This is a genomic window from Pseudomonas sp. QC2 (assembly GCF_002859085.1).
GTDB lineage: Bacteria > Pseudomonadota > Gammaproteobacteria > Pseudomonadales > Pseudomonadaceae > Aquipseudomonas > Aquipseudomonas petroselini.
On the sequence record NZ_PKKS01000003.1, the window covers coordinates 283,540 to 308,648 of the forward strand.

Below are 25,109 nucleotides of genomic sequence, written 5' to 3' on the forward strand. Positions count from 1 at the left end.
ATGTTCTTCTAAAACCAGACGAAAGTACTTAAAAACTAAGAAAAAACAGGGTTTATCACGGGCAATAAAAAGCCCTGCGATAAGGCAGGGCTTTTTCAGTACGCCTGGTTATTAATCGTGCAGGGTTTCTGCGGCGTACAGGGTATTTTCCAGCAGGCAGGCACGGGTCATCGGGCCGACACCGCCGGGTACTGGGGTAATCCAGCCAGCACGGGGCAGGGCGGTCTCGTACACCACATCGCCGACCAGCTTGCCGTCTTCCTGGCGGTTGATGCCCACGTCGATGACGATGGCGCCTTCCTTGATCCACTCACCCTTGACCAGCCCCGGCTTGCCGGCGGCGACTACCACCAGGTCGGCGCGGCCGACGTGGCCGGCGAGGTCCTTGGTGAAGCGGTGGGTGACGGTCACGGTGCAGCCGGCCAGCAGCAACTCCATGGCCATCGGGCGACCCACGATGTTGGACGCGCCGACAACCACGGCGTCGAGGCCGTACAGGTCGACGCCGGTGCTTTCCAGCAGGGTCATGATGCCTTTCGGGGTGCACGGGCGCAGCAGCGGGATACGCTGGGCCAGGCGGCCGACATTATAAGGGTGGAAACCGTCGACATCTTTGTCCGGGCGAATGCGCTCCAGCAATTTGGAGGCGTCCAGATGGTCGGGCAGCGGCAACTGGAGCAGGATGCCATCCATCTTCGGGTCTTCGTTGAGGCCATCGATCAGGTCCGTAAGGGCCTGCTGGGTGGTCTCGGAAGGCAAGTCGTAGGCCTTGGAAATAAAGCCGACCTCTTCACAGTCTTTACGCTTGTGCGAGACATAAACCTGAGAGGCAGGATCGCTGCCGACCAGGATCACCGCGAGGCCGGGCGTGCGCAGGCCTTGCTGGCTACGCTCGGTGACGCGTTTGGCGATCTGCTGGCGCAGGCTGGCGGCGATTGATTTGCCGTCGATAAGTTGTGCAGTCATTACGCGTGATTAACCATCGAGAGGGGGAAGAAAAGTGCGCGCATTCTCGCATGCCAGGACGTGAGGGCAAAGGCGCTTGGTCTGCAAATTGCCCTAACTCCTTAAATAAAATCAGTTTTTTTCAAAAAAGATTTGACGGGTTTCGGGGGCATCTATACTATTCGTCGCACTTGTCGGGCACAGCCTAGCACTGGTTAAGAAGGTCGGGCGGAATAGATGATTGTTCTGCAAGGCTGGAAGCACTTAGTTTGTAATCCTCCAAGAGTACAGATTAATAAGGCGCCCGTAGCTCAGCTGGATAGAGCATCCGCCTTCTAAGCGGATGGTCGCAGGTTCGAGTCCTGCCGGGTGCGCCATTAGGCAGCTTTGGCACAAGTAGCGTTAGATGGTGGGCGTAGCTCAGTTGGTAGAGCACGGGATTGTGACTCCCGTTGTCGAGGGTTCGATCCCCTTCGTCCACCCCATATTTTGAAAAGGCGCCAGATTAATCGTCTGGCGCCTTTGCTTTAAGAGCTTCAAGCGCGGATGTGGTGGAATTGGTAGACACACTGGATTTAGGTTCCAGCGCCGCGAGGCGTAAGAGTTCGAGTCTCTTCATCCGCACCAATTAAAGCTTGGCCCCGTTGAAAGACAGGGTAAAGCTCGACAAAGAAGTAGTTTGGTTTCTTTGTTAACGCAATATGGTGGGCGTAGCTCAGTTGGTAGAGCACGGGATTGTGACTCCCGTTGTCGAGGGTTCGATCCCCTTCGTCCACCCCATATTCGAAAGGCGCCAGATTTAACAGTCTGGCGCCTTTTTTGGTTTTAGCGGTTCGAATATTCCGCGGCTGCAGGTACTGGGTCGCAATGGCAGGGCGTTTCGTCGTATTTATGTATCTCGATGATGCCGCACTGCCTGCCAGCCCTGTGTGTGGGTTGGCCGTCGGGGTGATGGATGACGACTTCTTCTATATATAGAAGGGGCGGCGCAGAGCCCTGGCGTGATGGGCTGTATTTGTCACCGGGGCGAGGTGCATCAATGCCTTCGTACCGATAAATTGCCGGCTGTTTTCGGGCGTATTTCCAGTAGGGTGACTTCTTGAGTTTGACCCACTAGAATGCATGCCCTTGATTGGGGTCGGAAATGGCCGGCTAACGTCTGTGCAACGAGGAATATCCATGCAAGTTTCTGTTGAAAATACTACTGCTCTCGAGCGTCGCCTGAGCATCACCGTGCCGGCTGAGCGTATCGAGACTGCGGTCAACAAGCGTCTGCAGCAGACTGCCCAAAAGGCCAAGATCGCTGGTTTCCGTCCAGGCAAAGTGCCAATGAGCGAAATCAAGCGCCGTTTTGGTGCCGATGCGCGCCAGGAAGCTGTCGGTGACGTGATCCAGGCTTCCTTCTACGAAGCGGTCGTTGAGCAAAAGCTGAATCCGGCGGGTTCGCCGTCGATCGAGCCTAAGTCCCTGGAAGCGGGCAAGGACCTGGAATACGTTGCCGTATTCGAAGTGTTCCCTGAATTTGAAGTGGCCGGTTTCGACGGTATCGCCATCGAGCGCCTGAGCGCCGAAGTGGCTGATTCGGACCTGGACAACATGCTGGAAATCCTGCGCAAGCAGAACACTCGTTTCGAAGTGGCCGAGCGTGCTGCCCAGAACGAAGACCAGCTGAACATCGATTTCGTTGGCAAGGTTGACGGCGAAGCGTTCGCCGGCGGCTCCGCCAAGGGCACTCAGCTGGTGCTGGGTTCCAACCGCATGATCCCTGGTTTCGAAGACGGCCTGGTTGGCGCCAAAGCCGGCGAAGAGCGCGTACTGAACCTGGAATTCCCTGCTGACTACCAGAACCTGGACCTGGCTGGCAAAGCCGCCGAGTTCACCGTGACCGTCAACAGTGTTTCCGAGCCTAAGCTGCCAGAGCTGAACGAAGAGTTCTTCGCTCAATTCGGTATCAAGGAAACCGGTATCGAAGGCTTCCGCACCGAAGTTCGCAAGAACATGGAGCGCGAGCTGCGTCAGGCCATCAAGTCCAAGGTCAAGAACCAGGTCATGGACGGTCTGCTGGCCGCCAACCCGATCGAAGTGCCTAAGGCCCTGCTGTCCAACGAAGTGGATCGCCTGCGCGTACAAGCTGTTCAGCAGTTTGGTGGCAACATCAAGCCTGACCAACTGCCGGCCGAGCTGTTCGAAGAGCAAGCCAAGCGCCGCGTTGTGCTGGGCCTGATCGTGGCTGAAGTGGTCAAGCAGTTCGACCTCAAGCCTGACGAAGACCGCGTTCGCGAAATGATCCAGGAAATGGCTTCGGCCTACCAGGAGCCTGAGCAGGTCGTGGCTTGGTACTACAAGAACGATCAGCAGCTGAACGAAGTGCGTTCGGTTGTGCTGGAAGAACAAGTTGTGGATACTGTTCTGCAGAAGGCTAAGGTGACCGATAAAGCGGTCTCTTACGAAGAAGCAGTCAAACCGGCGGAAGCAGCACAAGCCGACTGATTGTCCAACTCGTTGGAAATTCAACCATAAGCCAGCCTCGCGCTGGCTTATGCGTTTTCAAGACATGACTATTTGGGAGTAACTGCAGAGCATGTTCCGTAATTCCTATATTCAGCAGAACTCTGATATCCAGGCCGCTGGCGGCCTGGTCCCGATGGTTGTCGAGCAGTCCGCTCGTGGCGAACGCGCCTACGACATCTACTCGCGCCTGCTCAAGGAGCGAGTGATCTTTCTGGTGGGCCCGGTAGAGGACTACATGGCCAACCTGATCTGTGCGCAGCTGCTGTTCCTTGAAGCGGAAAACCCGGACAAGGACATCCATCTCTACATCAACTCCCCAGGCGGTTCGGTGACAGCTGGCATGTCGATCTACGACACCATGCAGTTCATCAAGCCGAATGTATCGACCACCTGTATCGGTCAGGCCTGCAGCATGGGCGCATTCCTGTTGACCGCAGGTGCTGAAGGCAAGCGTTTCTGCCTGCCTAACTCGCGCGTGATGATTCACCAGCCATTGGGCGGTTTCCAGGGCCAGGCGTCGGACATCGAAATCCACGCCAAGGAAATCCTGTTTATCCGTGAGCGTCTCAACACGCTGATGGCCAAGCACAGCGGGCACACCCTGGAAGAAATCGAGCGCGACACCAACCGCGACAACTTCATGAGTGCCGAGGCAGCGCGTGATTACGGGCTGATCGACGCAGTGATCGACAAGCGCCCCGCTTAATATAAGCCGCTCAAAATAGGGCTGGTCGGCATGTCCGACCACTGGCGGGCTTGAAAAAGCCCGCATAAGCCTTCATCTTGTGTTGCAAGCCTATCGGATTTGGATCGAACGAATGACTGACACCCGCAACGGCGAGGACAACGGCAAGCTGCTCTATTGCTCCTTCTGTGGCAAAAGCCAGCATGAAGTACGCAAATTGATTGCCGGCCCCTCGGTCTTTATCTGCGACGAGTGCGTCGACCTGTGCAATGACATCATCCGTGAGGAGGTGCAGGAAGCCCAGGCCGAAAGCAGCGCGCATAAATTGCCTTCGCCTAAAGAAATCAGCGGCATCCTTGATCAATACGTGATTGGTCAAGAGCGTGCAAAGAAGGTTTTGGCCGTAGCGGTGTACAACCACTACAAGCGCTTGAACCAGCGTGACAAGAAAGGCGACGAAGTTGAACTCGGCAAGAGCAACATCTTGCTGATCGGTCCTACAGGCTCGGGTAAAACCTTGCTTGCAGAAACCCTCGCTCGTCTCTTGAACGTTCCGTTCACTATCGCCGACGCCACCACCCTCACCGAGGCTGGCTACGTGGGTGAGGACGTCGAGAACATCATTCAGAAGCTGCTGCAGAAGTGCGACTACGACGTAGAGAAAGCCCAGATGGGTATTGTCTACATCGACGAAATCGACAAGATTTCGCGCAAGTCGGACAACCCGTCGATCACCCGGGACGTTTCCGGTGAAGGCGTGCAGCAAGCCCTGTTGAAACTGATCGAAGGCACGGTTGCTTCCGTACCGCCACAAGGCGGCCGCAAGCACCCGCAGCAGGAATTCCTTCAGGTTGATACGCGCAACATCCTGTTCATCTGTGGCGGTGCGTTCTCCGGTCTGGAAAAAGTTATCCAGCAACGCTCCACCCGTGGTGGCATTGGTTTCAGTGCGGAAGTGCGCAGCAAGGAAGAAGGCAAGAAGGTGGGCGAATCCCTGCGTGAAGTCGAGCCTGACGATCTGGTCAAGTTCGGTCTGATCCCAGAATTCGTTGGCCGTCTGCCGGTCCTGGCCACGTTGGACGAATTGGATGAGGCTGCTCTGATTCAGATCCTCACCGAACCGAAAAACGCCCTGACCAAGCAATACGCCAAGTTGTTCGAGATGGAAGGTGTAGACCTCGAGTTCCGTACCGACGCGCTCAAATCGGTGGCCAAGCGGGCACTGGAGCGCAAGACCGGTGCACGTGGTCTGCGTTCGATTCTTGAAGGCGTACTGCTCGACACCATGTACGAAATCCCCTCGCAGTCCGAGGTGAGTAAAGTGGTGATCGACGAAAGCGTTATAGAAGGTAAGTCCAAGCCACTGTATATCTACGAAAACAGTGAGCCGACTGCCAAGGCTGCGCCAGACGCGTAAGCGTTTCGCAGTGTCGGTATAAACAAGGGGCCTCCAGGGGCCCCTTTGTTTTTACGAGGTTTTTACGCCAGAGCGTTTACTGCGTTTAACTGCTGGCAATAAGCTTGTTTTTTTTGCATGCAGCCCCCATCTTGGTTTCAAGCTTACTTTTCAACTGTCATAGAGGCGAAATCATGAAGACAACCATCGAATTGCCTCTCCTGCCGTTGCGTGATGTCGTCGTCTATCCGCACATGGTTATCCCGCTGTTCGTGGGGCGCGAGAAGTCTATCGAAGCCCTTGAGGCAGCGATGACGGGCGACAAGCAGATCCTGCTGTTGGCCCAAAGAAATCCTGCTGATGATGATCCGGGCGAAGAGGCTCTGTATCGCGTTGGCACCATTGCCACTGTTCTGCAATTGCTCAAACTGCCGGATGGCACCGTCAAGGTGTTGGTGGAAGGCGAGCAGCGCGGTGCGGTCGAGCGCTTCATGGAGGTGGATGGTCACCTGCGCGCCGAAGTAGCGCTGATCGACGAAGTCGAGGCCCCGGAGCGCGAGTCTGAAGTTTTTGTACGCAGCCTGCTCTCGCAATTCGAGCAGTATGTGCAGTTGGGCAAGAAAGTACCGGCTGAAGTCCTGTCGTCCCTTAACAGCATCGATGAGCCAAGCCGCCTGGTCGACACCATGGCCGCGCACATGGCGCTGAAAATCGAGCAGAAGCAAGACATCCTCGAAATCATCGACCTGCCGGCCCGTGTTGAGCATGTGCTGGCACTGCTGGATGCCGAAATCGACCTGTTGCAGGTTGAGAAACGCATCCGTGGTCGTGTGAAGAAACAAATGGAGCGCAGCCAGCGCGAGTACTACCTGAATGAGCAGATGAAGGCCATTCAGAAGGAACTCGGCGACAGCGAGGAAGGCCACAACGAAATCGAAGAGCTGAAAAAGCGTATCGATGCCGCCGGCCTGCCGAAAGACGCCCTGACCAAGGCCAACGCCGAGCTGAACAAGCTCAAGCAAATGTCGCCGATGTCGGCCGAAGCCACCGTGGTGCGCTCCTACATCGACTGGCTGGTGCAGGTGCCGTGGAAGGCTCAGACCAAGGTGCGCCTCGACCTGGCCCGCGCTGAAGACATCCTCGATGCCGACCACTATGGCCTTGAAGAAGTCAAAGAACGCATCCTCGAATACCTCGCCGTGCAAAAGCGCGTGAAAAAGATTCGCGGTCCGGTGTTGTGCCTGGTGGGCCCGCCTGGTGTGGGTAAAACCTCGCTGGCCGAGTCGATTGCCAATGCCACCAACCGTAAATTCGTGCGCATGGCCCTCGGTGGTGTACGCGATGAAGCGGAAATTCGTGGTCATCGCCGGACGTACATCGGTTCGATGCCAGGAAGATTGATTCAAAAGATGACGAAGGTGGGTGTGCGCAACCCGCTGTTCCTGCTCGATGAAATCGACAAGATGGGCAGCGACATGCGTGGCGATCCGGCCTCGGCTTTGCTCGAAGTGCTCGACCCTGAGCAGAACCACAATTTCAACGACCATTACCTGGAAGTCGACTACGACTTGTCCGACGTGATGTTCCTGTGCACCTCCAACTCCATGAACATTCCGCCGGCATTGCTGGACCGGATGGAGGTGATTCGTCTGCCGGGCTACACCGAAGACGAGAAGATCAACATCGCGGTCAAATACCTCGCGCCCAAGCAGATTTCGGCCAACGGCCTGAAGAAGGGCGAGATCGAGTTCGAGGTCGAGGCGATCCGCGATATCGTGCGTTATTACACCCGCGAGGCCGGTGTACGGGGCCTGGAGCGCCAGATCGCGAAGATCTGCCGCAAGGCGGTCAAGGAACATGCGCTGGAAAAACGCTTCTCAGTGAAGGTCACGGCCGACTCCCTGGAACACTTCCTGGGCGTGCGTAAATTCCGCTATGGCCTGGCCGAGCAACAGGATCAGGTAGGGCAGGTGACGGGCCTGGCGTGGACCCAAGTGGGCGGCGAATTGCTGACCATCGAAGCCGCGGTGATCCCGGGTAAAGGCCAACTGATCAAGACCGGTTCCCTGGGTGACGTGATGGTCGAATCCATCACCGCCGCGCAGACCGTGGTGCGCAGCCGCGCCAGGAGCCTGGGGATCCCCCTGGACTTCCACGAGAAGCACGACACCCACATCCATATGCCGGAAGGGGCGACGCCTAAAGACGGCCCTAGCGCCGGCGTAGGCATGTGCACGGCGCTGGTGTCGGCATTGACCGGCATTCCGGTGCGAGCCGATGTCGCAATGACTGGGGAAATCACCCTGCGTGGCCAGGTATTGGCCATCGGTGGCCTGAAAGAGAAATTGCTTGCGGCACACCGGGGCGGTATCAAGACCGTGATCATTCCTGAAGAGAATGTTCGCGACTTGAAGGAGATTCCTGACAATATCAAGCAGGATCTTCAGATTAAACCGGTTAAATGGATTGACGAGGTCCTGCAAATTGCGCTGCAATACGCGCCGGAGCCCTTGCCGGATGTGGCTCCGGAGATAGTCGCGAAGGACGAAAAACGCGAGTCTGATTCCAAGGAACGAATTAGCACGCATTAATGTGCTGGAGCCTGGGGGCTTCCTTGACAGCTTTTTAGAGCCCTTGTTATAAAGCGGCTCTTAAGTGTCTGTAGGCCATTCAGCACTGGTTTTTGCTTTTACCAAAAAAACTTAGAATCATACTCAATAGATATATAAGGGGACTTAGAGTGAACAAGTCGGAACTGATTGATGCTATCGCTGCATCCGCTGATATCCCGAAAGCTGCTGCTGGCCGTGCGCTGGATGCAGTAATCGAATCCGTCACTGGCGCTCTGAAGGCCGGCGACTCCGTGGTACTGGTAGGCTTCGGTACTTTCTCTGTGACTGACCGCCCAGCTCGCACTGGCCGTAACCCACAGACTGGCAAAGCACTGCAAATCGCTGCTGCCAAAAAACCAGGTTTCAAAGCCGGTAAAGCCCTGAAAGAAGCCGTCAACTAAGTTTCGATCAAGCCTTTACCTACCCGGGTCGAACGCAGGTTCGACCTGGCAGCGGAGCGGCAGCTGACCCACGTATCCATCGGGTCGCCACGCCGGGGGTGTGGGTTCAAACCCCCGTCCGCTCCGCCAGTTACGAGAAGGCGCATCCTCGGATGCGCCTTTCTTCTATCCGGACTCTACCCACGCTCCACGGTTGCCTATTTTTGAAGTTCAACCGTTTCTGGGGGACGCATGCTGCAAAATATCAGGGACAATTCACAAGGCTGGATTGCCAAGACCATCATCGGGATCATCGTCGCATTGATGGCGTTCACCGGTATCGAGGCCATTTTCCAGGCTTCGGGTAATAGTAAGCAGGACGTGGCCAAGGTCAACGGTGAAGAAATCACCCAGACCGAACTGAGCCAGGCCGTCGACATGCAACGTCGCCAGCTGATGCAACAGCTGGGCAAGGATTTCGATGCTTCTCTGCTGGACGAAAAACTGCTGCGCGAAGCGGCCCTCAAAAGCCTGATCGATCGCAAGCTGTTGCTGCAAGGCGCCGCCGATTCCAAGTTTGGCTTCTCTGAAGCTGCCTTGGACCAAGTGATCCTGCAGACGCCGGAATTCCAGGTGGACGGCAAGTTCAACGCTGAACGCTTTGACCAGGTGATCCGTCAGTTGGGCTACAGCCGTCTGCAATTCCGTCAGATGCTGACCCAGGAAATGCTGATCGGCCAGGTGCGTGCAGGTATCGCCGGCAGCGGTTTCGTCACCGATTCCGAAGTGCTGGCATTCGCCCGTCTGGAAAAACAGACCCGCGACTTCGCCACCGTCAACATCAAGGCCAACCCAGCGGCGGTGAAACTCACCGATGACGAGGTCAAGGCTTACTACGACCAGCACGCCAAAGAGTTCATGACCCCTGATCAAGTGGTCATCGACTATCTGGAACTGAAGAAGTCATCCTTCTTCGACCAGGTTGCCGTGAAGGACGATGAGTTGCAGGCTGCCTATCAGAAAGAAACCGCGAACCTCGCTGAACAGCGTCGTGCCGCGCACATCCTGATTGAAGTCAACGACAAGGTCACCGACGCGCAAGCCAAGGCCAAGATCGAGGAAATCCAGGCACGCCTGGCCAAGGGTGAGAAGTTCGAAGCCCTGGCCAAGGAGTTCTCCCAGGATCCAGGTTCGGCCAGCAATGGCGGCGACCTGGGCTTTGCTGGCCCTGGCGTCTACGACCCGGACTTCGAGACGGCCTTGTACGCGTTGAACAAGGACCAGGTCTCGGCGCCGGTGCGCAGCACCTTCGGTTGGCACCTGATCAAGCTGTTGGGCGTTGAAGCACCGCAAGTGCCGACGTTTGCCAGCCTGAAAGACAAGCTGACCAAAGAGCTCAAGACCCAGCAAGTCGAGCAGCGTTTTGTCGAAGCGACCAAGCAATTGGAAGATGCGGCATTCGAAGCCTCCGACCTGGCCCAGCCGGCGTCCGACCTGAAGCTGACAGTCCACACCTCTGCGCCATTTGGCCGTGAAGGTGGTGAAGGTGTTGCGGCCAACCGTGCCGTGGTCACCGCCGCGTTCAGCCCGGAAGTGTTGGATGAGGGTGCCAACAGCACCGCCATCGAACTGGACCCGGAAACCATCATCGTGCTGCGTGCCAAAGAGCACCTGAAGCCTGCGCAACTGCCGCTCGAAAGTGTTGCAGCGGCGATTCGCACCCAGATGGCCAAAGAGCGCGCCAGCGCGGCTGCCAAGACCCACGCTGATGAGTTGATCGCCAGCCTGCGTGATGGCAAGACCCCGCTGAACCAGCCGGTCGACGGCCAGGCATGGAAGGTCACTGAAGCGGCTACCCGTAGCCAGGAAACCATTGACCCGGCCGTGCTGCAAGCCCTGTTCCGCATGCCTAAGCCTGCGGCCAAGGATAAGCCGACGTTTACCACGGTGACCCTGGCTGACGGTAGCCTGGTGATCGTGCGCTTGAATGGCGTCAACGAAGCCGCTGCCCCGACGGACGAAGAAAAGGCGCAATACCGCCGCTTCCTCGCTTCCCGTGTCGGTCAGCAAGACTTCGCGGCTTACCGCAAGCAGTTGGAGACCAAGGCTGACATCAAGAAGTACTGATGTCGGTTTGAATAAAAAGCCCTCGGCCTGAAAAGTCCGGGGGTTTTTTATGTGCGCTAGACTGGGCCTTCACTGTGCGGACCAGGGAGTTTGCAGCATGTTCGATCAAGGAAGTGAGGGTGTGATGATCCGCCGCGCCAGTGTGGCGGATGCCCCGGCGGTTTTGCAGGTGTTCGACGAAGTGATTGCCTGGTTCGTGTCCATGGGCAATCACGGTCAATGGGGGACTGAGCCTTGGTCGGCTTCGCCGCGACGGGTTGCGCAAGTCACCGATGCCTGCGCGATGCCGGGTGCGTGGGTGGTTGAGGCGCGCGGCGGCCAGATCCTGGCGGCACTCGTGTTGGGCGAGCCCATGGCTTATGTGCCCGCGGCGACAGCGCCGGAGGTGTATGTGCGGCTGCTGATCGCCTCGCGGGATCAGCGTGTACGGGGTATCGGGCGGCGCCTTATGGCTTTCGCCGACGACCGTGCCCATGCTGCGGGAGTAAGGCGTTTGCGGGTGGACTGCTACGGCGGTGGGACCGGCGACCTGGTGCGGTTTTATGAGTCCTGTGGCTATGAGCGCATTTCAACGTTCGACCTGGAGGGATGGCCGGGCCAGTTGTTGGGGCGCAGCCTGTAGCGCGCCGGTTATTGCCAAAAGCATCAGCAGCACAACCACCCATGGAAATGCGCCGACGCCCCAGCCTTGTAGTAACGCGCCGCCCGCCAAACCGCCGCCCGCTATGCCCAGGTTCCATACGGTCACCAGCATCGATTGCGCGGCATCTGCTGACTCGCCCGCCGACTTGGCCAGTGCCGTTTGCAGCAGCGCGGGCAGCCCGCCGAAGGCCAAACCCCAGAGTGCCACGGTGACGTAGATGACGGCTGGCAGGTCGATCCAAAACGCCAGCGCTAAGGCGATCAGGCCAAATAGGGCGCAACTGATCAGCAGCAGTGCGCGCAACCACCGATCAATCAACACGCCGGCCAGCCAGATGCTCAGCAATGCAGCGAGGCCGAACACCAGCAGCACCCGATCGATATCGGTGACAATTCCAGCCGGTACCAGCAGCGGGGCGATATAGGTATAGAGAATGTTGTGGGCCAGCACGTAGGTGAAGGTCACCCACAGCACCGGACGAATGCCTGGCAATGTCAGCACTTGATGCAGCCCCAAGCGTTTTTCGGCGCGTTCGCCGGCAAAATCCGGAAGTTGCCAGCGCGCCCAGATCAGTAGCACCAGCGTCAGCCCGGTCATGATCGCAAAACTCAGGCGCCATCCAACCGCGGCACCCAGAAAGGTGCCGGCGGGCACACCCAATGACAGCGCCAGCGGTGCACCCAGCATGGCTACCGCGATTGCCCGGCCTTGCAGGTGTGGCGCAACCATCCGGCTGGCATAACCCGCCAGCAGCGCCCAAAGTAGCCCGGCGAATACGCCGGCAAAGAAGCGCGCAACCAGGGTCAGCCCGTAGTGGCTGGACAGTGCGGTCACGCTGTTGACCAGCGCAAAGCCGCCAATGGCCACCAGCAACAAGGGGCGGCGCCGCCAGCCTCGGGTCAACAGCGTCAGCGGGATGGTGGCGAGGAGCGATCCAAGTGCATACAGCGTGACCAATTGGCCGACCAGCGCGGGCGACACGCCCAGGCCTTCGCCCACCTGCGGCAGCAGCCCGGCGGGCATGGCTTCAGTGAGAATGGTGATAAAGCCGGCGCTGGCCAAGGCCAGCAAGCCAGCCATCGGAAGTGTTTCAGGCCGGGTTGTGACTGGGGAATCGGTGAGGGAGGTCATCGTGTTCTGTCCATGCAAAAGGTCAAGCAGGCAGAGTAGGGGGCTGTGGTCGGCGGAAAAACAGGCTAAGGTTCCGAACTTATCGGACTTCGGTGTCCGCAATCTCAAAGGGCACATCATGGACAGTCTGGGCAGCCTTTCGGTACTCGTGCAGGTGGCAGAGACGCGCAGTTTCACCACCGCCGGCCGTCTGCTCGGCGTGTCGTCTTCGGCCATCGGCAAAAGCATCGCGCGGATGGAACAGCGCCTGGGGGTTCGGCTGTTTCACCGCAGTACCCGTAGCATCACCTTGACCAGCGAAGGCGCGCTGTTCCTCGAGCGTTCGCGGCGTATCCTGGCTGAGGTCGAGGCTGCCGAACGGGAACTGACGGAGGCCAGCGCCACACCCCGTGGCAAGTTACGCATCAGCGTGCCGCAAGTGCGCGGTTTGCTGATGCCGGTGCTCAGTGACTTTATGCGCGCCTACCCGGAGATCGAGCTGGATGTGGATTTCTCCGACCGTATGGTGGACGTGATCGAAGAAGGTTTCGACGCGGTGATTCGTACGGGCAAGCCGGAAGATTCACGCTTGATGGCCCGTCACCTGGGGCACTATCAGCTGGTGTTGGTGGGCACCCCGGGCTATTTCCGTGAGCATGGCACCCCGCAGCACCCGCAGCAGTTGAGCGAACATGCCTGCCTTCGCCACAAATTCTGCGCCACGGGCAAGCTGGAGCCTTGGCCTTTGCACCTGGCTCCCGGTGCGTCGGAGCCCACTTTGCGCACCCCACTGGTCAGCACGACCATCGAGTCCCTCAACCATGTGGTGCTCGAAGGATTGGGAATCGCTTGCCTGCCGGATTACATGGTCAACCACGCGGTGCGTGAGGGGCGCCTGCAAAGGGTGCTGGACGACTGTATCGAGCACCGTGGCAGTTTCTGGATGTTATGGCCATCAAGTCGCCATGCCACGGCCAAAGTGCGGGTGTTTATCGATCATATGTGCGCTGGGCTTTTTCCTACGAGCGGCGTCGTGTGAGGCTGTGACGTTTTACCGACAGGAATGCGCGCGCCAAGGCCTCGTTCTGTTGCACAATACCGCCCTGACTGTTTTCCTCGGGATTTTCAATGTCGACATCATTTTACTTGCGTAGCCTTGGGGTGGCGCTGGTGTTGGCGGGCGCCGCGGGCTGCTCGTCACCCAAGACCGCTATCTATGAACATGAGAGTTTCGACGACTCCGGCACGTTTTCGCGGGATTACCCGGTCAGTGATGTCGCGGCGTGCGAGGCCGCGCGGCGTGCCCTGCTGAGCCAGGGCTACATCATCACCAGTAACGATGCGAAAGTAGTCGTGGGTAACAAGAGCTTTCAGCAGACGGGCGAGACCCATCTGCAAATCAGCTTCAACGTGGTGTGTGCCGATGATGGCAAAGGCACCAACCATTCGACGATGTTCGCCAATGCCTTGCAGGATCGCTACGCGCTGAAGAAGGTCAACAACTCCGCGAGTGTGGGGGTGGGTGTGCTGGGGTCGGTGTCGATGCCGATCGGCTCCACCGATGATTCGATGGTGAAGGTGGCAAGCGAAACCGTCTCGGCGCCGAAATTCTACGAGCGCTACTTTGCGCTGGTGGATGTGTTCCTGCCTCAGGAAGTGAAGAAGGCTGCGCATATTCCCGAGCAGCCGAAAGCTGAACTGGGGGTGCCGGAACCTAAAGTGGCACCGGCTGCCGAGAAGGTCGAGCCGGCGAAGGAGGCGAAGGAAGAGCCTGCCGTTTCGCAACCCGTCACGCCGCCTGCCGAGGCCGCGCCGATTGCACCGCAAGCAGAGCCCGCACCCGCAGCCACCAACCCGGACCTGCCACCGCCGACAGAAGCGATCCCGCCCCTGCCGACGCCTGCGCAGTAACTCAGACCGCTACGGGGTTCGCCTTGTCGACGTTGATCCCGTAGCGGCTGATGGCCTCACTGACTTTTTCACGGCCGATCACGCCGTCATCCGCGAGTGCCTTCAAGGCCGCCAGCGCGATGAAATGCCGGTCCACTTCAAAAAACGCCCGCAAGCTTTCACGGGTATCCGATTGCCCGAAGCCGTCCGTGCCCAGCGCCACAAAGCGCCGGTTGGGGACAAAGGGGCGAATCTGATCGGCGAAGAGTTTCATGTAGTCCGTCGCCACCACCACCGGCCCCGTTTGCCCGGCCAGGCATTGCTCCACGTAGCTCTCCCGTGGCTCGCTCTGCGGGTGCAGCAGGTTCCAGCGTTCCACCTCATGCCCGTCACGCCGCAATTCGGTGAGGCTGGTGGTGCTCCACACAGCGCTTTGCACGCCGAAGTCCTTCTCCAGCAGCTCCGCCGCCGCGATCACTTCGCGCAGGATTGAGCCACTGCCCATCAGTTGCACCTGGGCCTGTTGGCTGGCCTTGAGCCGGTACATGCCCTTGAGAATGCCGTCTTCCACACCTTCGGGCATTGCCGGGTGCGGGTAGTTTTCGTTGAGCAGGGTGATGTAGTAATAAATGTCCTCCTGCTGCACATACATCCGCCGCATACCTTCGCGAATAATGACCGCCAGCTCGTAGGCAAACGTCGGGTCGTAAGACACGCAGCACGGAATCACCGACGACAGGATATGGCTGTGCCCATCGTCATGCTGCAAGCCTTCGCCCATCAGCGTGGTGCGCCCGGCCGTGGCCCCCAGCAGGAAGCCGCGCGCCCGCGCGTCACCGGCCGCCCAGGCGAGGTCGCCGACCCGCTGGAAGCCGAACATCGAATAGAAGATATAGAACGGCACCGTCATCAGGCCGTGATTGCTGTAGGACGTACTCGCCGCAATCCACGAGGAAATGGCGCCGGATTCATTCAGGCCTTCCTGCATGATCTGTCCGTCCTTGCTTTCCTTGTAGTAGCTCAATTGCCCTGCGTCCTGTGGGGTGTAGAGCTGGCCTACGGCGGAGTGGATGCCGATCTGACGGAACAGGCTCTCCATGCCGAAGGTGCGCGACTCATCGGGCACAATCGGTACGATCAGTTTGCACAGGTGCGGGTCCTTGAGCAGGGTGCCGAGGATGCGCACAAACGCCATGGTGGTGGAGATCGCGCGCTCGCCGGTGTCCTTGAGTTGGGTGGCGAAGGCGGACAGTTCGGGAACCTGCAGGGGCTCGACCGCACTGTGGCGCGCCGGTACGTAGCCGCCCAGGGCCTGGCGGCGTGCGGCGAAGTAGCGGGCTTCTTCGCTGTCGGCCGCGGGCTTGAGGTAGGGAATGTCGGCGAGCTGCTCGTCAGCGACTTCCAGGCCAAAGCGATCGCGGAAAGCCCTTACCGCATCAGCGCCCATTTTCTTCAATTGATGGTTGATGTTCTGGCCTTCGCCGGCCTCACCCATACCAAAGCCCTTGACGGTTTTCGCCAGGATCACCGTAGGCTGTCCACTGTGACGCACGGCAGCGGCGTAGGCGTTGTAGACCTTGTCCGGGTCATGCCCGCCCCGTGAGAGTTTCCAGATGTCGTCGTCGGACATGTCCGCAACCAGCGCCAGCAATTCTGGGTATTTGCCGAAGAAATGTTCGCGCACGTAAGCGCCGTTCTGTGATTTGTAATTCTGATAGTCGCCGTCCACGCATTCCATCATGCGTTGGCGCAGCAGGCCGCTTTGGTCTTTCTCCAGCAGCGCGTCCCAGCCACCGCCCCAGATCACTTTGATCACGTTCCAGCCGGCGGCGCGGTACAGGCTTTCGAACTCCTGGATCACCTTGGCATTGCCGCGCACCGGGCCGTCCAGGCGTTGCAGGTTGCAGTTGACCACGAAGATCAGGTTGTCGAGTTTCTCGCGCCCGGCCAGGGAGATGGACGCCAGGGATTCCGGCTGGTCCATTTCGCCATCACCGAGAAATGCCCAGACCTTGCGGCCCTGGTGTTGCTTGAGGCCGCGCAGTTCCAGGTAACGCATAAAGCGCGCCTGGTAGGCGGCGGTGATCGGGCCAAGGCCCATGGACACCGTGGGAAATTGCCAGAAGTCCGGCATCAGTCGTGGGTGCGGGTAGGACGAAATACCGTCGCCACCGGCCTCGCGGCGGAAGTTGTCGAGCTGCGCTTCGCTGATGCGGCCCTCGAGGTAGGCGCGACCATAGATGCCGGGAGAGGAGTGGCCCTGGATGTAGACCAGGTCGCCGTCAAAGCTGTCGGTACGGCCACGGAAGAAGTGGTCGAAGCCTACGTCGTACAACACGGCGGCTGACGCATAGGTCGCAATATGCCCACCGACACCTGAATGTTTGCCTGCACGCAACACCATCGCCATGGCATTCCAGCGGATAAACGCATTGGTACGGCGTTCGATGGCCAGGTTGCCGGGGTAGGGCAACTGGCGGTCCACCGGGATTGTATTGACGTAGGGCGTGGTCACCCTCCCGTAGAAGTCGCCATGCCGCGCCACGTCGAAATCCAGCAACTGATCGATCAGGTAGTGCGCGCGCGGGCGACCTTCGGTGGACAGCACCGATTCGATGGACTCCAGCCACTCGCGGGTTTCCTGCGGATCGTCGTCGCGTCTGACTGCGTTGTTCGGGGTCATGTGAGGCTCCAGGGTAGGCGGATTTCAAGTGGCGGGCTCCTTGTGGGAGTGCCGACAAAGTAATTGCAATTGCAACTACATGATCGAATCTAGCGCGGGATGAGCTACTATTGCAACCTTCTTGAAATTCCCCGGATGGTGTTGCATGTCGTCGAAAGAGCCGGATGTATGGTTCCGTTTTGTCAGGGCCCACAGGACGGTGATCCGTGAAATCGAGCGGCGCCTGGCAGCGGCGGACCTGCCGCCGTATGCCTGGTACGACGCGTTGTGGGGCCTGGAAAGCGGACCCGACGGCACCCGCCGCATGCACGAATTGGCCGATGTGCTGGCCATCGAGCGCTACAACCTCACGCGCTTGGTCGACCGTCTGGAAAAGGACGGCCTGGTGGTGCGTTCCCGCTCCGACGGCGATGGCCGCGCGGCGTTTGCCTCGATCACCGATGCCGGCCGGGTGCTGCGTAAAAAGATGTGGAAGATCTACGAAAGCACGGTGGATGAGTTGTTTCTGTCTCAGCTCGAGCCGGAGCAGCGCCAGGGGTTTGCGGATGCGCTGGAACGCACCGCCGGGCTGGCGATGGACGCAGGCGTGCAGACCCGCAGCCGCCGCAAAGTCTGAGAAACATGGAGTTCAAATAGGGGCGCGGGCTGGTTGTGGTGAGCAGGCCTGTTGTGGTGAACAGGCTTGTTGTGGTGAGCAGGCTTGCTGTGGTGAGCAGGCTTGCCCTGCGCTGGGCTGCGAAGCAGCCCCTTGGGTCGACGGTGAACCCGTCGGGGGACAAGCCCCACTCACCACAACAAACCCGCTCCCACATTTTTTGATCGCATTCCAGCTCATTTCAGGACGTACCGCTTGATGCCTTTTTCCACTAGCAGGGCATCGATCCGCCCCTCATCCGCCAACGCCCTGAGCGCCGACACCACAATCCAATACCGACTCGGCGCCGCCGTCTGCACCGAGCCCGCCCCCAACGCCACGAACCGCGCCTCCACGTGCCCCGCCAACTGATCGACAATCGCCTGCGGATAACCGGTCACCGCAATCACCGGCGCTGCATTCCCCGCCAGGCAATCACGCAAATGGCAACTGCGCCTGGGCGCCTCGGGATGCAGGCGATTCCAGCGTTCAGCGGTCGCTGCCTCGCGGGCCAGCCGTGTGTAGCTGGGGCAACTCCAGAGTTGCGCGGTGATATTCCAGTCCTGTTCCAGCAAGCGCTTGGCCTGCACGACCTCTTCCAGCGCGCGGCCTGCGCCGAGCAGTCGCACATCCCCTGGCGTGTCCTGCTGGAGCGGGTACATACCCTTGAGCGCAGCTTCACGGTCCTGCTCATTCAGGGCCGCTGTATTGTCATGATCATGCAGGGCCAGGTAGTAAAACCCAGGCTTGCCGTCGACATACAGCGTACGCAGCGCTGCCAGCACAATCGCTTGGGCTTCGTCCCCCGAGGCCGGGTCATACGGTGTGCAGCGCGGATGAGTGGCCAGCCACAACGGCAAGGACGGCTGCGCACCTTTGGGCCAACGGGAGGGCTGGTTTTCAATGTCGTTGCACAGGATGCCGCGCTGTTGGGTGACGTCCGACAGCGCGCTCAGCTGTGCGGAGGATTGCGCACTGTGCAGGTACAACAAAGGTTTTTCCGCCGTATTACGGGCAAACCAGCCGGGCCAGTGACCCGCGCGGCGTGAGCGTGACTGGCCGCGGATCACCCAGGCGTGTCGGCTGAATTCAAGGGTGTCGGCCATGCGTGTCACGGTGTACAGCGGCGAACGGCTGGCGGCGGCAGCAGTGCTCAAGGCGTCGATACAGAGCTGCGCGGCGTGTGCGGTAGCGGCGGTCATGGAGAGGGTTACCTGGCGACGAATGCCATTACCCTAATGGAAATTCGCATGTGATTGCAATTGCAATGATTGCAATAGTTCTTCAAAGCCCAGGTGCTAAATCCCTGTAACGCTGCTACGTTTAATCCTTGAGTGCAGGAACGTCATGGTGCAGACATTTTTTCGTCATGACGGCACTTTAGGCTGGCTGTGCAGGTCATTAATCAGCAGCCGCTTTTAATTCAACAAGGAGTCCAGCATGGACGATTACCAGGAAGAACTGCTCGAGTACCGCGCGATTGAGTTGGACCCGCTGGAACCCGCAGACGATGCGACAGAGCTGTAAGACCGGCTTCAGGCGGAATGCCGCTGACTGCGGCGAAATTCCCCTGGGGTCTGGTTGTTCCACCGCCTGAAGGCTCGTTGAAACGCCTGGGCCGAGGCAAAACCGAGCAAGTAGGCGATCTCGCCGAACGCCAGTTCCGTATCGCGAATGTAGGTCATGGCCAGGTCGCGGCGGGTATCGTTGAGAATCGCGCGGAACTGAGTGCCTTCTTCGGCCAGTTTGCGGCGCAACGTCCAGGTCGGCAGCTTCAGGCGTGCCGCCACTTCTTCCAGGTCGGGTTCCCGGCCGCCATTGAGCATCGGCCCGAGCAACCGGGTAATGCGCTCGCGCAGGCTGCGGGTGCGGGTCAACTGTTCCAATTCCCTTTCACACAGCTGTAACAGCAATTGCCAGGTGCTCGGGCAGTGTTGCGGATTGCGCAGCGCCAGGGTGTGCTGGTTGAGGCGCAGTTGATTGGCGTCGGCACCGAAGTGAACGTCGCCAAGCGCGTTGTAGTGTTCGCTGTACTCCGGCGCTTCGAACTCGATATCGATGCGCTGCGCCTGCACCGGTTGCTGGGCCAGGCTGGACAATTGATGCAGCCAGCCGGCGATGATCGAGTCCACTACAAAGCGGTTGTAGGCGTTGTAGGGGCTGATGGAATAGAAGCGCAGCCAGGCGCCTTCGGCATCTTCGACAAAGCTCGACTGCCCACGATAATTGGAGCCGTACAGTGCTTCGAAGCGTGTCAGCGCACGCGCCGCCTCGCGCACGTTGGGCGCCTGGGCGGCGGTGACGCCCGCCAGCCCGGCCTGGCTCAAGCGACTAAGCTGACCCATGCGCAGGCCCAGGCCTGGGTCGCCGGTCAGTTGAATGGCCGCATGGCCCAGGCGCATGTAGCGCGGGATCGACAAGCGGGCACCGGCCTCGGCGAGGCGCGCCGGGTCGAGTCCGTATTGCAGCAACAGCGGCTGCGGGTCCAGGCCATGGCTGTGGATGGCATCGGCCAAGGTGTGCACGAAGCCCACCGACAGATCCCCCAGCCGTACCGGTTTCACAACCAGATATTCAACAGGCGCGCGCCACGGGCTTCGCCATCGGCGCTGACCTGTCCATTGCTGCTGAGAAAGCTGTGCCCGGCGGTGCCCAAGTCCCAGAACTGCCCGCGCAGGAACACGCTCATACCGGCGCTGGCCTGGCTGACCGGTTGTTGGCTGATCAGCGTAAGGCGGTGCCAGGCTTGGCCCTCACTGAGTTCTTCGGGCTTGAGGCTGATTTCGGTCGGGGTGGACACGCTTTTGAAGCCGCGCCAAGGGCGGTCCCAGGTATCGCGGCCGAGCACAAAGGCCGGCACCGCGATCAGCTGCGCGCCTTGTTCGTTGAGTTTGCGGTAGTTGTCCGGGTACCAACTGTCGCTGCCCACCAGCACCCCCAGGCGCCCGGCCGGGGTGTCGACCACGCTGACGATGTTTTCGTCACCGGGCTCGATAAAGCCGCGTTCATCGTAGATCGGGTAGAGCTGGCGCTGCGGCTGGCCCACCGGCAAGCCGTCTGCGTTGAAGACCAGGCTGGCGTTGTACAGCGCGCCATGGCCGACCTGCAGCTGCCCCTGGCTGACACTCGGGTTGGGCAGGGTGATGGAACCGGCCACCAGCGTGACGCCGAATTCCTTGGCCAGGCCGCCGAACACCAACTGATAGTCCCGTGCCATGCCGGAGGCTTTCATGCGCAGGTAGGCGTCGTCTGTGCGGTTGTCGCCCGTCGCGCTGATCCAGGCGCGCGCGAACAGCAGCGGGTTGCTGACCGACAGCCAATTCATCGCATCCTTCACGTGGAGGGCCTGGTAAACCTCGTTCTTTTCGCCGGTGAGCATCAGCCAGGTGCCGATATGTTCAGGCAGCACCACGATGGTCTTGTCGTTGATCAGCCCCTGATCGCGGGCTTTTTGCAGGTAGGCCGCGAGCTTCAGGTGCAGGCGTTCCAGGCTCTGGTAGTCGGCGGGAAACAGCTCCGGCTGGATGCCCAGCAAGTTGCCCCGGTCGGCGGGCAGGCCTTCGTTGACGGCGAGGGTGATACGCAGGTCCGACAGGTAATGCGCGACGGGGCGCTCCTGGGTCCAGACCAGATACGCGGCGACGGCGGCAACCAGGGCCATGGTGACGGTAAAAGCTAGAAGTTTACGCATGGGGGAACAGACAACAGACCGTGTGCAGGGTTCGCCGACTAGGGTAGGGCCCATGGGCGGGCTTGCCAAGGGGCGCTGTGCATTTGGATCAATAACTTGTCAGTTTCGGTCATTGAGCCGTCGTCCACCGGCTCTTAGTCTGTGGGACATAAACCGATGGCGCGCCGTTCGAGCGTGTCACGTCCCGTGATGATCCGTTGTGGAGCTTGACCATGACCGCTGTTGCCTACCCGCACCTGCTGGCCCCGTTGGACCTGGGTTTTACCACCTTGCGCAACCGTACCCTGATGGGCTCGATGCACACCGGCCTGGAAGAAAAACCCGGCGGTTTCGAACGCATGGCGGCCTATTTCGCCGAGCGTGCCCGAGGAGGGGTGGGCCTGATGGTCACGGGCGGCATTGGCCCGAATGATGAGGGCGGCGTGTATTCAGGCGCAGCCAAACTGACCACCGACGAAGAAGCGCAGAAGCACAAGATCGTCACCCAGGCCGTGCACGAGGCGGGCGGCAAGATCTGTATGCAGATCCTCCACGCCGGCCGTTATGCCTACAGCCCCAAGCAGGTGGCACCCAGTGCGATCCAGGCGCCCATCAACCCGTTCAAACCCAAGGAGCTGGACGAAGAGGGCATCGAAAAGCAGATTCAGGATTTCGTCACGTGCTCGTTGCTGGCCCAGGTCGCCGAGTACGACGGCGTGGAAATCATGGGTTCTGAAGGCTACTTCATTAACCAGTTCCTCGCGGCCCACACCAACCATCGCACCGACCGCTGGGGTGGCAGCTACGAAAACCGCATGCGCCTGGCGGTAGACATCGTGCGCCGTGTGCGTGAAGCCGTGGGCCCGAACTTCATCATTATCTTCCGCCTGTCGATGCTCGACCTGGTGGAAGGCGGCAGCACCTGGGAAGAAATCGTGCAGTTGGCCAAGGCCATCGAAGGTGCCGGTGCGACCCTTATCAACACCGGGATCGGCTGGCACGAAGCGCGGATCCCGACCATCGCCACCAAAGTACCGCGTGGCGCGTTCAGCAAAGTCACCGCCAAGCTGCGCGGTGCGGTGCAGATCCCGTTGATTACCACCAACCGCATCAACACCCCGGAAATCGCCGAGCAGATCCTCGCCGAAGGCGATGCCGACATGGTCTCGATGGCACGCCCCTTCCTGGCCGACCCAGAGTTCGTCAACAAGGCCGCCGCCGGCCGCGCCGATGAAATCAACACCTGCATCGGCTGCAACCAGGCGTGCCTGGACCACACCTTTGGCGGCAAGCTGACCACCTGCCTGGTCAATCCCCGTGCGTGCTACGAGACTGAGCTCAACTACCTGCCGGTCAAGCAGATCAAGAAGATCGCCGTGGTCGGTGCCGGCCCTGCCGGTTTGGCCGCCGCAACGGTCGCCGCCGAGCGAGGCCATCAAGTCACCCTGTTCGACTCCGCCAGCGAGATCGGCGGCCAGTTCAACATCGCCAAGCGTGTGCCGGGCAAAGAGGAGTTCTTCGAAACCCTGCGCTACTTCAAACGCAAGTTGCAGACCACCCACGTCGAGCTGTGCCTCAATACCCGCGTGGACGTGGCGCAACTGGCGGCGGGCGGTTACGACGAGATCATCCTGGCGACCGGCATCGCACCACGCACGCCGGCGATCCCAGGGATCGATAACGCCAAGGTGCTGAGCTACCTGGACGTGATCCTGGAACGTAAACCGGTCGGCAAGCGCGTCGCCGTGATCGGCGCGGGCGGTATCGGTTTCGACGTGTCGGAATTCCTCGTGCACCAAGGCGTGTCCACCAGCCTGGACCGCGAAGCCTTCTGGAAAGAGTGGGGCATCGACACCCAGCTGCAAGCCCGTGGCGGCGTAGCGGGCATCAAGCCGCAACCGCATGCGCCGGCGCGAGAAGTGTTCCTGCTGCAACGCAAGGCCTCCAAGGTCGGCGATGGCCTGGGCAAGACCACCGGGTGGATCCACCGTACTGGCTTGAAGAACAAGCGCGTGCAGATGCTCAACAGCGTCGAATACCTGACGATCGACGATGAAGGCCTGCATATCCGCATCGGTGCCGAGGGCGAACCGCAGGTGCTGGCAGTGGACAACATCGTCATCTGCGCCGGCCAGGACCCGCTGCGCGAATTGCAGGACGGCCTGGTCGCGGCCGGCCAGAACGTGCACCTGATCGGCGGCGCCGACGTGGCGGCCGAGTTGGATGCCAAGCGCGCCATCAACCAGGGCTCGCGTCTCGCGGCGGAGCTGTAAGACCCCGAGCGGGGCGGTGTTAGACTACCGCCCCGTTTTCATGCAGATCCCTTCCGATGGGTCCCTTCGATTGGCTTCCCCACGCCCCCCTTGAACGCTTGCAGCTCGATTGGCTGAACGGCGTCGAGTTGGCCGTGCTGCGCCTGGACCGTATCGACCCACTGATCAGCGGCAACAAGTGGTTCAAGCTCACCGGGCACTTGGCCCAGGCGCACAGCGCGCGCGGTCTCATCAGCCTGGGCGGCGCTTACTCCAACCATCTGCACGCGTTGGCCGCCGCCGGCAAGCGTTTCGGTTTTCCCACCGTCGGCCTGTTACGCGGGCATGCGCAAGACACCCCGACCGTCGTCGACCTGAAAGCCTTTGGCATGCAACTGCATTGGCTGGGTTATGGCGGCTATCGCGCTCGGCATGAACCGGGTTTCTGGCTGCCGTGGCGTGAACAGTATCCCGACCTGCATCCCGTGCCCGAAGGCGGCGGTGGCATCACGGGCGCCATGGGCTGCGCGGTGCTGGTCGAGCAGGTGCGTGCGCAGTTACACCGGGTGGGCTGGGCGGATTACGACGCCTGGTGGCTGGCGGCAGGCACCGGCACAACGCTGGCCGGCCTGGCACTCGCGGAAAGGGGCGCACACCCGGTGTACGGCGCCATGGCGGTGCCGGATGGCCACGGTGTGGCGCAGAACGTCGAGGCTATCGTGCAGGGCGGATATGAGCTGGTGGACGCCAGCCGCGGTGGCTTTGCCAACGTCGACCCCTTGCTGCTCGAGTTTATCGACGCAACAGAGCAGGCCTGCGGCGTGCCCTTGGAGCCGCTCTATACCGGCAAGGCCTTACTGGCTTTAAAGACCCACATCGAAGCCGGGGGCTTAGCCCCCGGCACTCGCCTGGTCTTCGTCCACACCGGCGGCCTGCAAGGTCGCCGAGGTTTCAAGGGTTAGCGCGTTTGCCTGGCATCATGCGCAACGCGGTGTTGTCGCGCAGGATGTAATGGTGGGCAATCCCGGCCAGCGCATGCAGCCCGATCAGCCAATAACCGACCTTGCCGAACCACACGTGCCAGCCCTCGATCTGCTTGGCCAGGTCCTTGTTCTCAGCGATCAGCGGCGGCAATTCCATGCCATAGAACATCACCGAATGCCCCTCGGCACTGACGATCAGCCAACCGGCAATCGGCATGCCGATCATCAACGCGTATAACGCGACGTGCATCAGGGTGGCCAACAGGCTTTGCCATTGCGGCGGCGCCGGGACGATCTTCGGTGCCACCCCCAGGCTGCGTGCAAACAGGCGCAGCCACACCAGCACAAACACGGTGAGGCCAAACATAAAGTGCATCTCGACGATCAGCGTTCGCGCACCGCTGCCTTTGGGGAACTGGCCGCGTAACTCAATGCAGGCGTAGACCACCGCCAGTAGCACCACCATCAACCAGTGCAACGCAATCGACATGGTGCTGTAGCGCGTATCGGAATTTTTCCACGGCATCGCTGGGTTCCTCACTCATCAGGGCAAACCTCCATTCTTTGGCGACGGAGTCCTTTTACTGT

The 25,109-nt window shown here is 60.1% G+C and carries 19 protein-coding genes and 4 tRNA genes; 16 read left to right on the plus strand and 7 right to left on the minus strand.

Features of this window, described 5'->3' with window-relative positions; genetic code table 11:
- Positions 1 to 111: 111 nt before the first annotated feature.
- Complete coding sequence (gene folD / locus QCBJ_RS02795) at positions 112 to 966, minus strand: bifunctional methylenetetrahydrofolate dehydrogenase/methenyltetrahydrofolate cyclohydrolase FolD (RefSeq protein ID WP_015884725.1); 855 nt, start codon at positions 964 to 966, stop codon at positions 112 to 114.
- A gap of 279 nt (positions 967 to 1,245) precedes the next feature.
- Here folD and QCBJ_RS02800 point away from each other — a divergent pair.
- From QCBJ_RS02800 to QCBJ_RS02850, 11 genes are all read left to right on the plus strand, one after another.
- Positions 1,246 to 1,322: transfer RNA gene (locus QCBJ_RS02800), tRNA-Arg, on the plus strand.
- A gap of 32 nt (positions 1,323 to 1,354) precedes the next feature.
- Positions 1,355 to 1,430: transfer RNA gene (locus QCBJ_RS02805), tRNA-His, on the plus strand.
- 57 nt (positions 1,431 to 1,487) lie between these two features.
- Positions 1,488 to 1,572 (plus strand) — tRNA-Leu (locus QCBJ_RS02810).
- A 77-nt stretch (positions 1,573 to 1,649) separates the two neighbouring features.
- Positions 1,650 to 1,725: transfer RNA gene (locus QCBJ_RS02815), tRNA-His, on the plus strand.
- Between the two features lie 399 nt (positions 1,726 to 2,124).
- Positions 2,125 to 3,435, plus strand: a complete 1,311-nt coding sequence (gene tig, locus QCBJ_RS02820) for a trigger factor (RefSeq protein ID WP_015884724.1) — start codon at positions 2,125 to 2,127, stop codon at positions 3,433 to 3,435.
- Between the two features lie 91 nt (positions 3,436 to 3,526).
- Positions 3,527 to 4,162, plus strand: a complete 636-nt coding sequence (gene clpP, locus QCBJ_RS02825) for an ATP-dependent Clp endopeptidase proteolytic subunit ClpP (protein ID WP_015884723.1) — start codon at positions 3,527 to 3,529, stop codon at positions 4,160 to 4,162.
- 112 nt (positions 4,163 to 4,274) lie between these two features.
- Positions 4,275 to 5,558, plus strand: a complete 1,284-nt coding sequence (gene clpX / locus QCBJ_RS02830) for an ATP-dependent Clp protease ATP-binding subunit ClpX (RefSeq protein ID WP_003238279.1) — start codon at positions 4,275 to 4,277, stop codon at positions 5,556 to 5,558.
- A 173-nt stretch (positions 5,559 to 5,731) separates the two neighbouring features.
- On the plus strand, positions 5,732 to 8,128 hold the full coding sequence (gene lon, locus QCBJ_RS02835; protein ID WP_015884722.1) for an endopeptidase La: 2,397 nt from the start codon (positions 5,732 to 5,734) through the stop codon (positions 8,126 to 8,128).
- A 149-nt stretch (positions 8,129 to 8,277) separates the two neighbouring features.
- Positions 8,278 to 8,550 carry an HU family DNA-binding protein gene (locus tag QCBJ_RS02840; protein ID WP_003174819.1) on the plus strand — a complete coding sequence of 91 codons (273 nt, stop codon included), beginning with the start codon at positions 8,278 to 8,280 and terminating at the stop codon, positions 8,548 to 8,550.
- A 231-nt stretch (positions 8,551 to 8,781) separates the two neighbouring features.
- Positions 8,782 to 10,656 (plus strand): SurA N-terminal domain-containing protein, encoded by a 1,875-nt coding sequence (locus tag QCBJ_RS02845; protein WP_046035621.1) that lies wholly within the window; start codon positions 8,782 to 8,784, stop codon positions 10,654 to 10,656.
- A 97-nt stretch (positions 10,657 to 10,753) separates the two neighbouring features.
- A complete protein-coding gene (locus tag QCBJ_RS02850; RefSeq protein ID WP_093541382.1) occupies positions 10,754 to 11,278 on the plus strand; it encodes a GNAT family N-acetyltransferase in 525 nt (174 codons plus the stop codon).
- Here QCBJ_RS02850 and QCBJ_RS02855 read toward each other — a convergent pair.
- Positions 11,225 to 12,430 (minus strand): MFS transporter, encoded by a 1,206-nt coding sequence (locus QCBJ_RS02855; RefSeq protein WP_102060095.1) that lies wholly within the window; start codon positions 12,428 to 12,430, stop codon positions 11,225 to 11,227. The genes QCBJ_RS02850 and QCBJ_RS02855 overlap by 54 nt on opposite strands.
- Before the next feature lie 118 nt (positions 12,431 to 12,548).
- On the opposite strand from QCBJ_RS02855, the gene QCBJ_RS02860 reads away from it, so the two are divergent.
- Positions 12,549 to 13,448, plus strand: coding sequence for a LysR family transcriptional regulator (locus QCBJ_RS02860; protein WP_102060096.1), 900 nt, complete (start codon positions 12,549 to 12,551; stop codon positions 13,446 to 13,448).
- An 89-nt stretch (positions 13,449 to 13,537) separates the two neighbouring features.
- On the plus strand, positions 13,538 to 14,320 hold the full coding sequence (locus tag QCBJ_RS02865; RefSeq protein WP_102060097.1) for a DUF2242 domain-containing protein: 783 nt from the start codon (positions 13,538 to 13,540) through the stop codon (positions 14,318 to 14,320).
- A gap of 1 nt (position 14,321) precedes the next feature.
- Here the strand turns inward: QCBJ_RS02865 and aceE are convergent, their stop codons facing one another.
- Complete coding sequence (aceE, locus tag QCBJ_RS02870) at positions 14,322 to 16,982, minus strand: pyruvate dehydrogenase (acetyl-transferring), homodimeric type (RefSeq protein WP_102060098.1); 2,661 nt, start codon at positions 16,980 to 16,982, stop codon at positions 14,322 to 14,324.
- Positions 16,983 to 17,127: 145 nt separating this feature from the next.
- On the opposite strand from aceE, the gene QCBJ_RS02875 reads away from it, so the two are divergent.
- Positions 17,128 to 17,598: a MarR family winged helix-turn-helix transcriptional regulator gene (locus tag QCBJ_RS02875; RefSeq protein ID WP_015884715.1), complete on the plus strand. Its 471-nt coding sequence runs from the start codon at positions 17,128 to 17,130 to the stop codon at positions 17,596 to 17,598.
- A gap of 215 nt (positions 17,599 to 17,813) precedes the next feature.
- On the opposite strand, the gene QCBJ_RS02880 is transcribed toward QCBJ_RS02875, so the two are convergent.
- From QCBJ_RS02880 to QCBJ_RS02890, 3 genes are all read right to left on the minus strand, one after another.
- Complete coding sequence (locus QCBJ_RS02880) at positions 17,814 to 18,818, minus strand: pyruvate dehydrogenase (protein WP_102060099.1); 1,005 nt, start codon at positions 18,816 to 18,818, stop codon at positions 17,814 to 17,816.
- Positions 18,819 to 19,151: 333 nt separating this feature from the next.
- Positions 19,152 to 20,180, minus strand: a complete 1,029-nt coding sequence (locus tag QCBJ_RS02885) for an AraC family transcriptional regulator (protein WP_093541393.1) — start codon at positions 20,178 to 20,180, stop codon at positions 19,152 to 19,154.
- Positions 20,177 to 21,307 (minus strand): carbon-nitrogen hydrolase family protein, encoded by a 1,131-nt coding sequence (locus QCBJ_RS02890; protein WP_015884712.1) that lies wholly within the window; start codon positions 21,305 to 21,307, stop codon positions 20,177 to 20,179. Before QCBJ_RS02890 ends, QCBJ_RS02885 begins: the two co-directional genes overlap by 4 nt.
- 212 nt (positions 21,308 to 21,519) lie before the next feature.
- Between QCBJ_RS02890 and QCBJ_RS02895 the strand changes: the two genes are divergently transcribed.
- Together QCBJ_RS02895 and QCBJ_RS02900 are read left to right on the plus strand one after the other, a co-directional pair.
- Complete coding sequence (locus QCBJ_RS02895; protein ID WP_102060100.1) at positions 21,520 to 23,559, plus strand: NADPH-dependent 2,4-dienoyl-CoA reductase; 2,040 nt, start codon at positions 21,520 to 21,522, stop codon at positions 23,557 to 23,559.
- 56 nt (positions 23,560 to 23,615) lie between these two features.
- Entirely contained in the window at positions 23,616 to 24,500 is an 885-nt protein-coding gene (locus QCBJ_RS02900) for a 1-aminocyclopropane-1-carboxylate deaminase/D-cysteine desulfhydrase (protein ID WP_015884710.1), read from the plus strand.
- Here the strand turns inward: QCBJ_RS02900 and QCBJ_RS02905 are convergent.
- Positions 24,490 to 25,047, minus strand: coding sequence for a cytochrome b (locus tag QCBJ_RS02905; RefSeq protein ID WP_015884709.1), 558 nt, complete (start codon positions 25,045 to 25,047; stop codon positions 24,490 to 24,492). The two genes, QCBJ_RS02900 and QCBJ_RS02905, sit on opposite strands and share 11 nt — an antisense overlap.
- Positions 25,048 to 25,109: the final 62 nt, after the last annotated feature.

What these genes read in the sequence shown, in the direction of transcription:
- folD (WP_015884725.1), bottom strand. Translation starts at nt 966, where the DNA reads ATGACTGCACAACTTATCGACGGCAAATCAATCGCCGCCAGCCTGCGC.
- tig (WP_015884724.1), top strand. Translation starts at nt 2,125, where the DNA reads ATGCAAGTTTCTGTTGAAAATACTACTGCTCTCGAGCGTCGCCTGAGC.
- clpP (WP_015884723.1), top strand. Translation starts at nt 3,527, where the DNA reads ATGTTCCGTAATTCCTATATTCAGCAGAACTCTGATATCCAGGCCGCT.
- clpX (WP_003238279.1), top strand. Translation starts at nt 4,275, where the DNA reads ATGACTGACACCCGCAACGGCGAGGACAACGGCAAGCTGCTCTATTGC.
- lon (WP_015884722.1), top strand. Translation starts at nt 5,732, where the DNA reads ATGAAGACAACCATCGAATTGCCTCTCCTGCCGTTGCGTGATGTCGTC.
- QCBJ_RS02845 (WP_046035621.1), top strand. Translation starts at nt 8,782, where the DNA reads ATGCTGCAAAATATCAGGGACAATTCACAAGGCTGGATTGCCAAGACC.
- QCBJ_RS02850 (WP_093541382.1), top strand. Translation starts at nt 10,754, where the DNA reads ATGTTCGATCAAGGAAGTGAGGGTGTGATGATCCGCCGCGCCAGTGTG.
- QCBJ_RS02855 (WP_102060095.1), bottom strand. Translation starts at nt 12,430, where the DNA reads ATGACCTCCCTCACCGATTCCCCAGTCACAACCCGGCCTGAAACACTT.
- QCBJ_RS02860 (WP_102060096.1), top strand. Translation starts at nt 12,549, where the DNA reads ATGGACAGTCTGGGCAGCCTTTCGGTACTCGTGCAGGTGGCAGAGACG.
- QCBJ_RS02865 (WP_102060097.1), top strand. Translation starts at nt 13,538, where the DNA reads ATGTCGACATCATTTTACTTGCGTAGCCTTGGGGTGGCGCTGGTGTTG.
- aceE (WP_102060098.1), bottom strand. Translation starts at nt 16,982, where the DNA reads ATGACCCCGAACAACGCAGTCAGACGCGACGACGATCCGCAGGAAACC.
- QCBJ_RS02875 (WP_015884715.1), top strand. Translation starts at nt 17,128, where the DNA reads ATGTCGTCGAAAGAGCCGGATGTATGGTTCCGTTTTGTCAGGGCCCAC.
- QCBJ_RS02880 (WP_102060099.1), bottom strand. Translation starts at nt 18,818, where the DNA reads ATGACCGCCGCTACCGCACACGCCGCGCAGCTCTGTATCGACGCCTTG.
- QCBJ_RS02890 (WP_015884712.1), bottom strand. Translation starts at nt 21,307, where the DNA reads ATGCGTAAACTTCTAGCTTTTACCGTCACCATGGCCCTGGTTGCCGCC.
- QCBJ_RS02895 (WP_102060100.1), top strand. Translation starts at nt 21,520, where the DNA reads ATGACCGCTGTTGCCTACCCGCACCTGCTGGCCCCGTTGGACCTGGGT.
- QCBJ_RS02900 (WP_015884710.1), top strand. Translation starts at nt 23,616, where the DNA reads ATGGGTCCCTTCGATTGGCTTCCCCACGCCCCCCTTGAACGCTTGCAG.
- QCBJ_RS02905 (WP_015884709.1), bottom strand. Translation starts at nt 25,047, where the DNA reads ATGCCGTGGAAAAATTCCGATACGCGCTACAGCACCATGTCGATTGCG.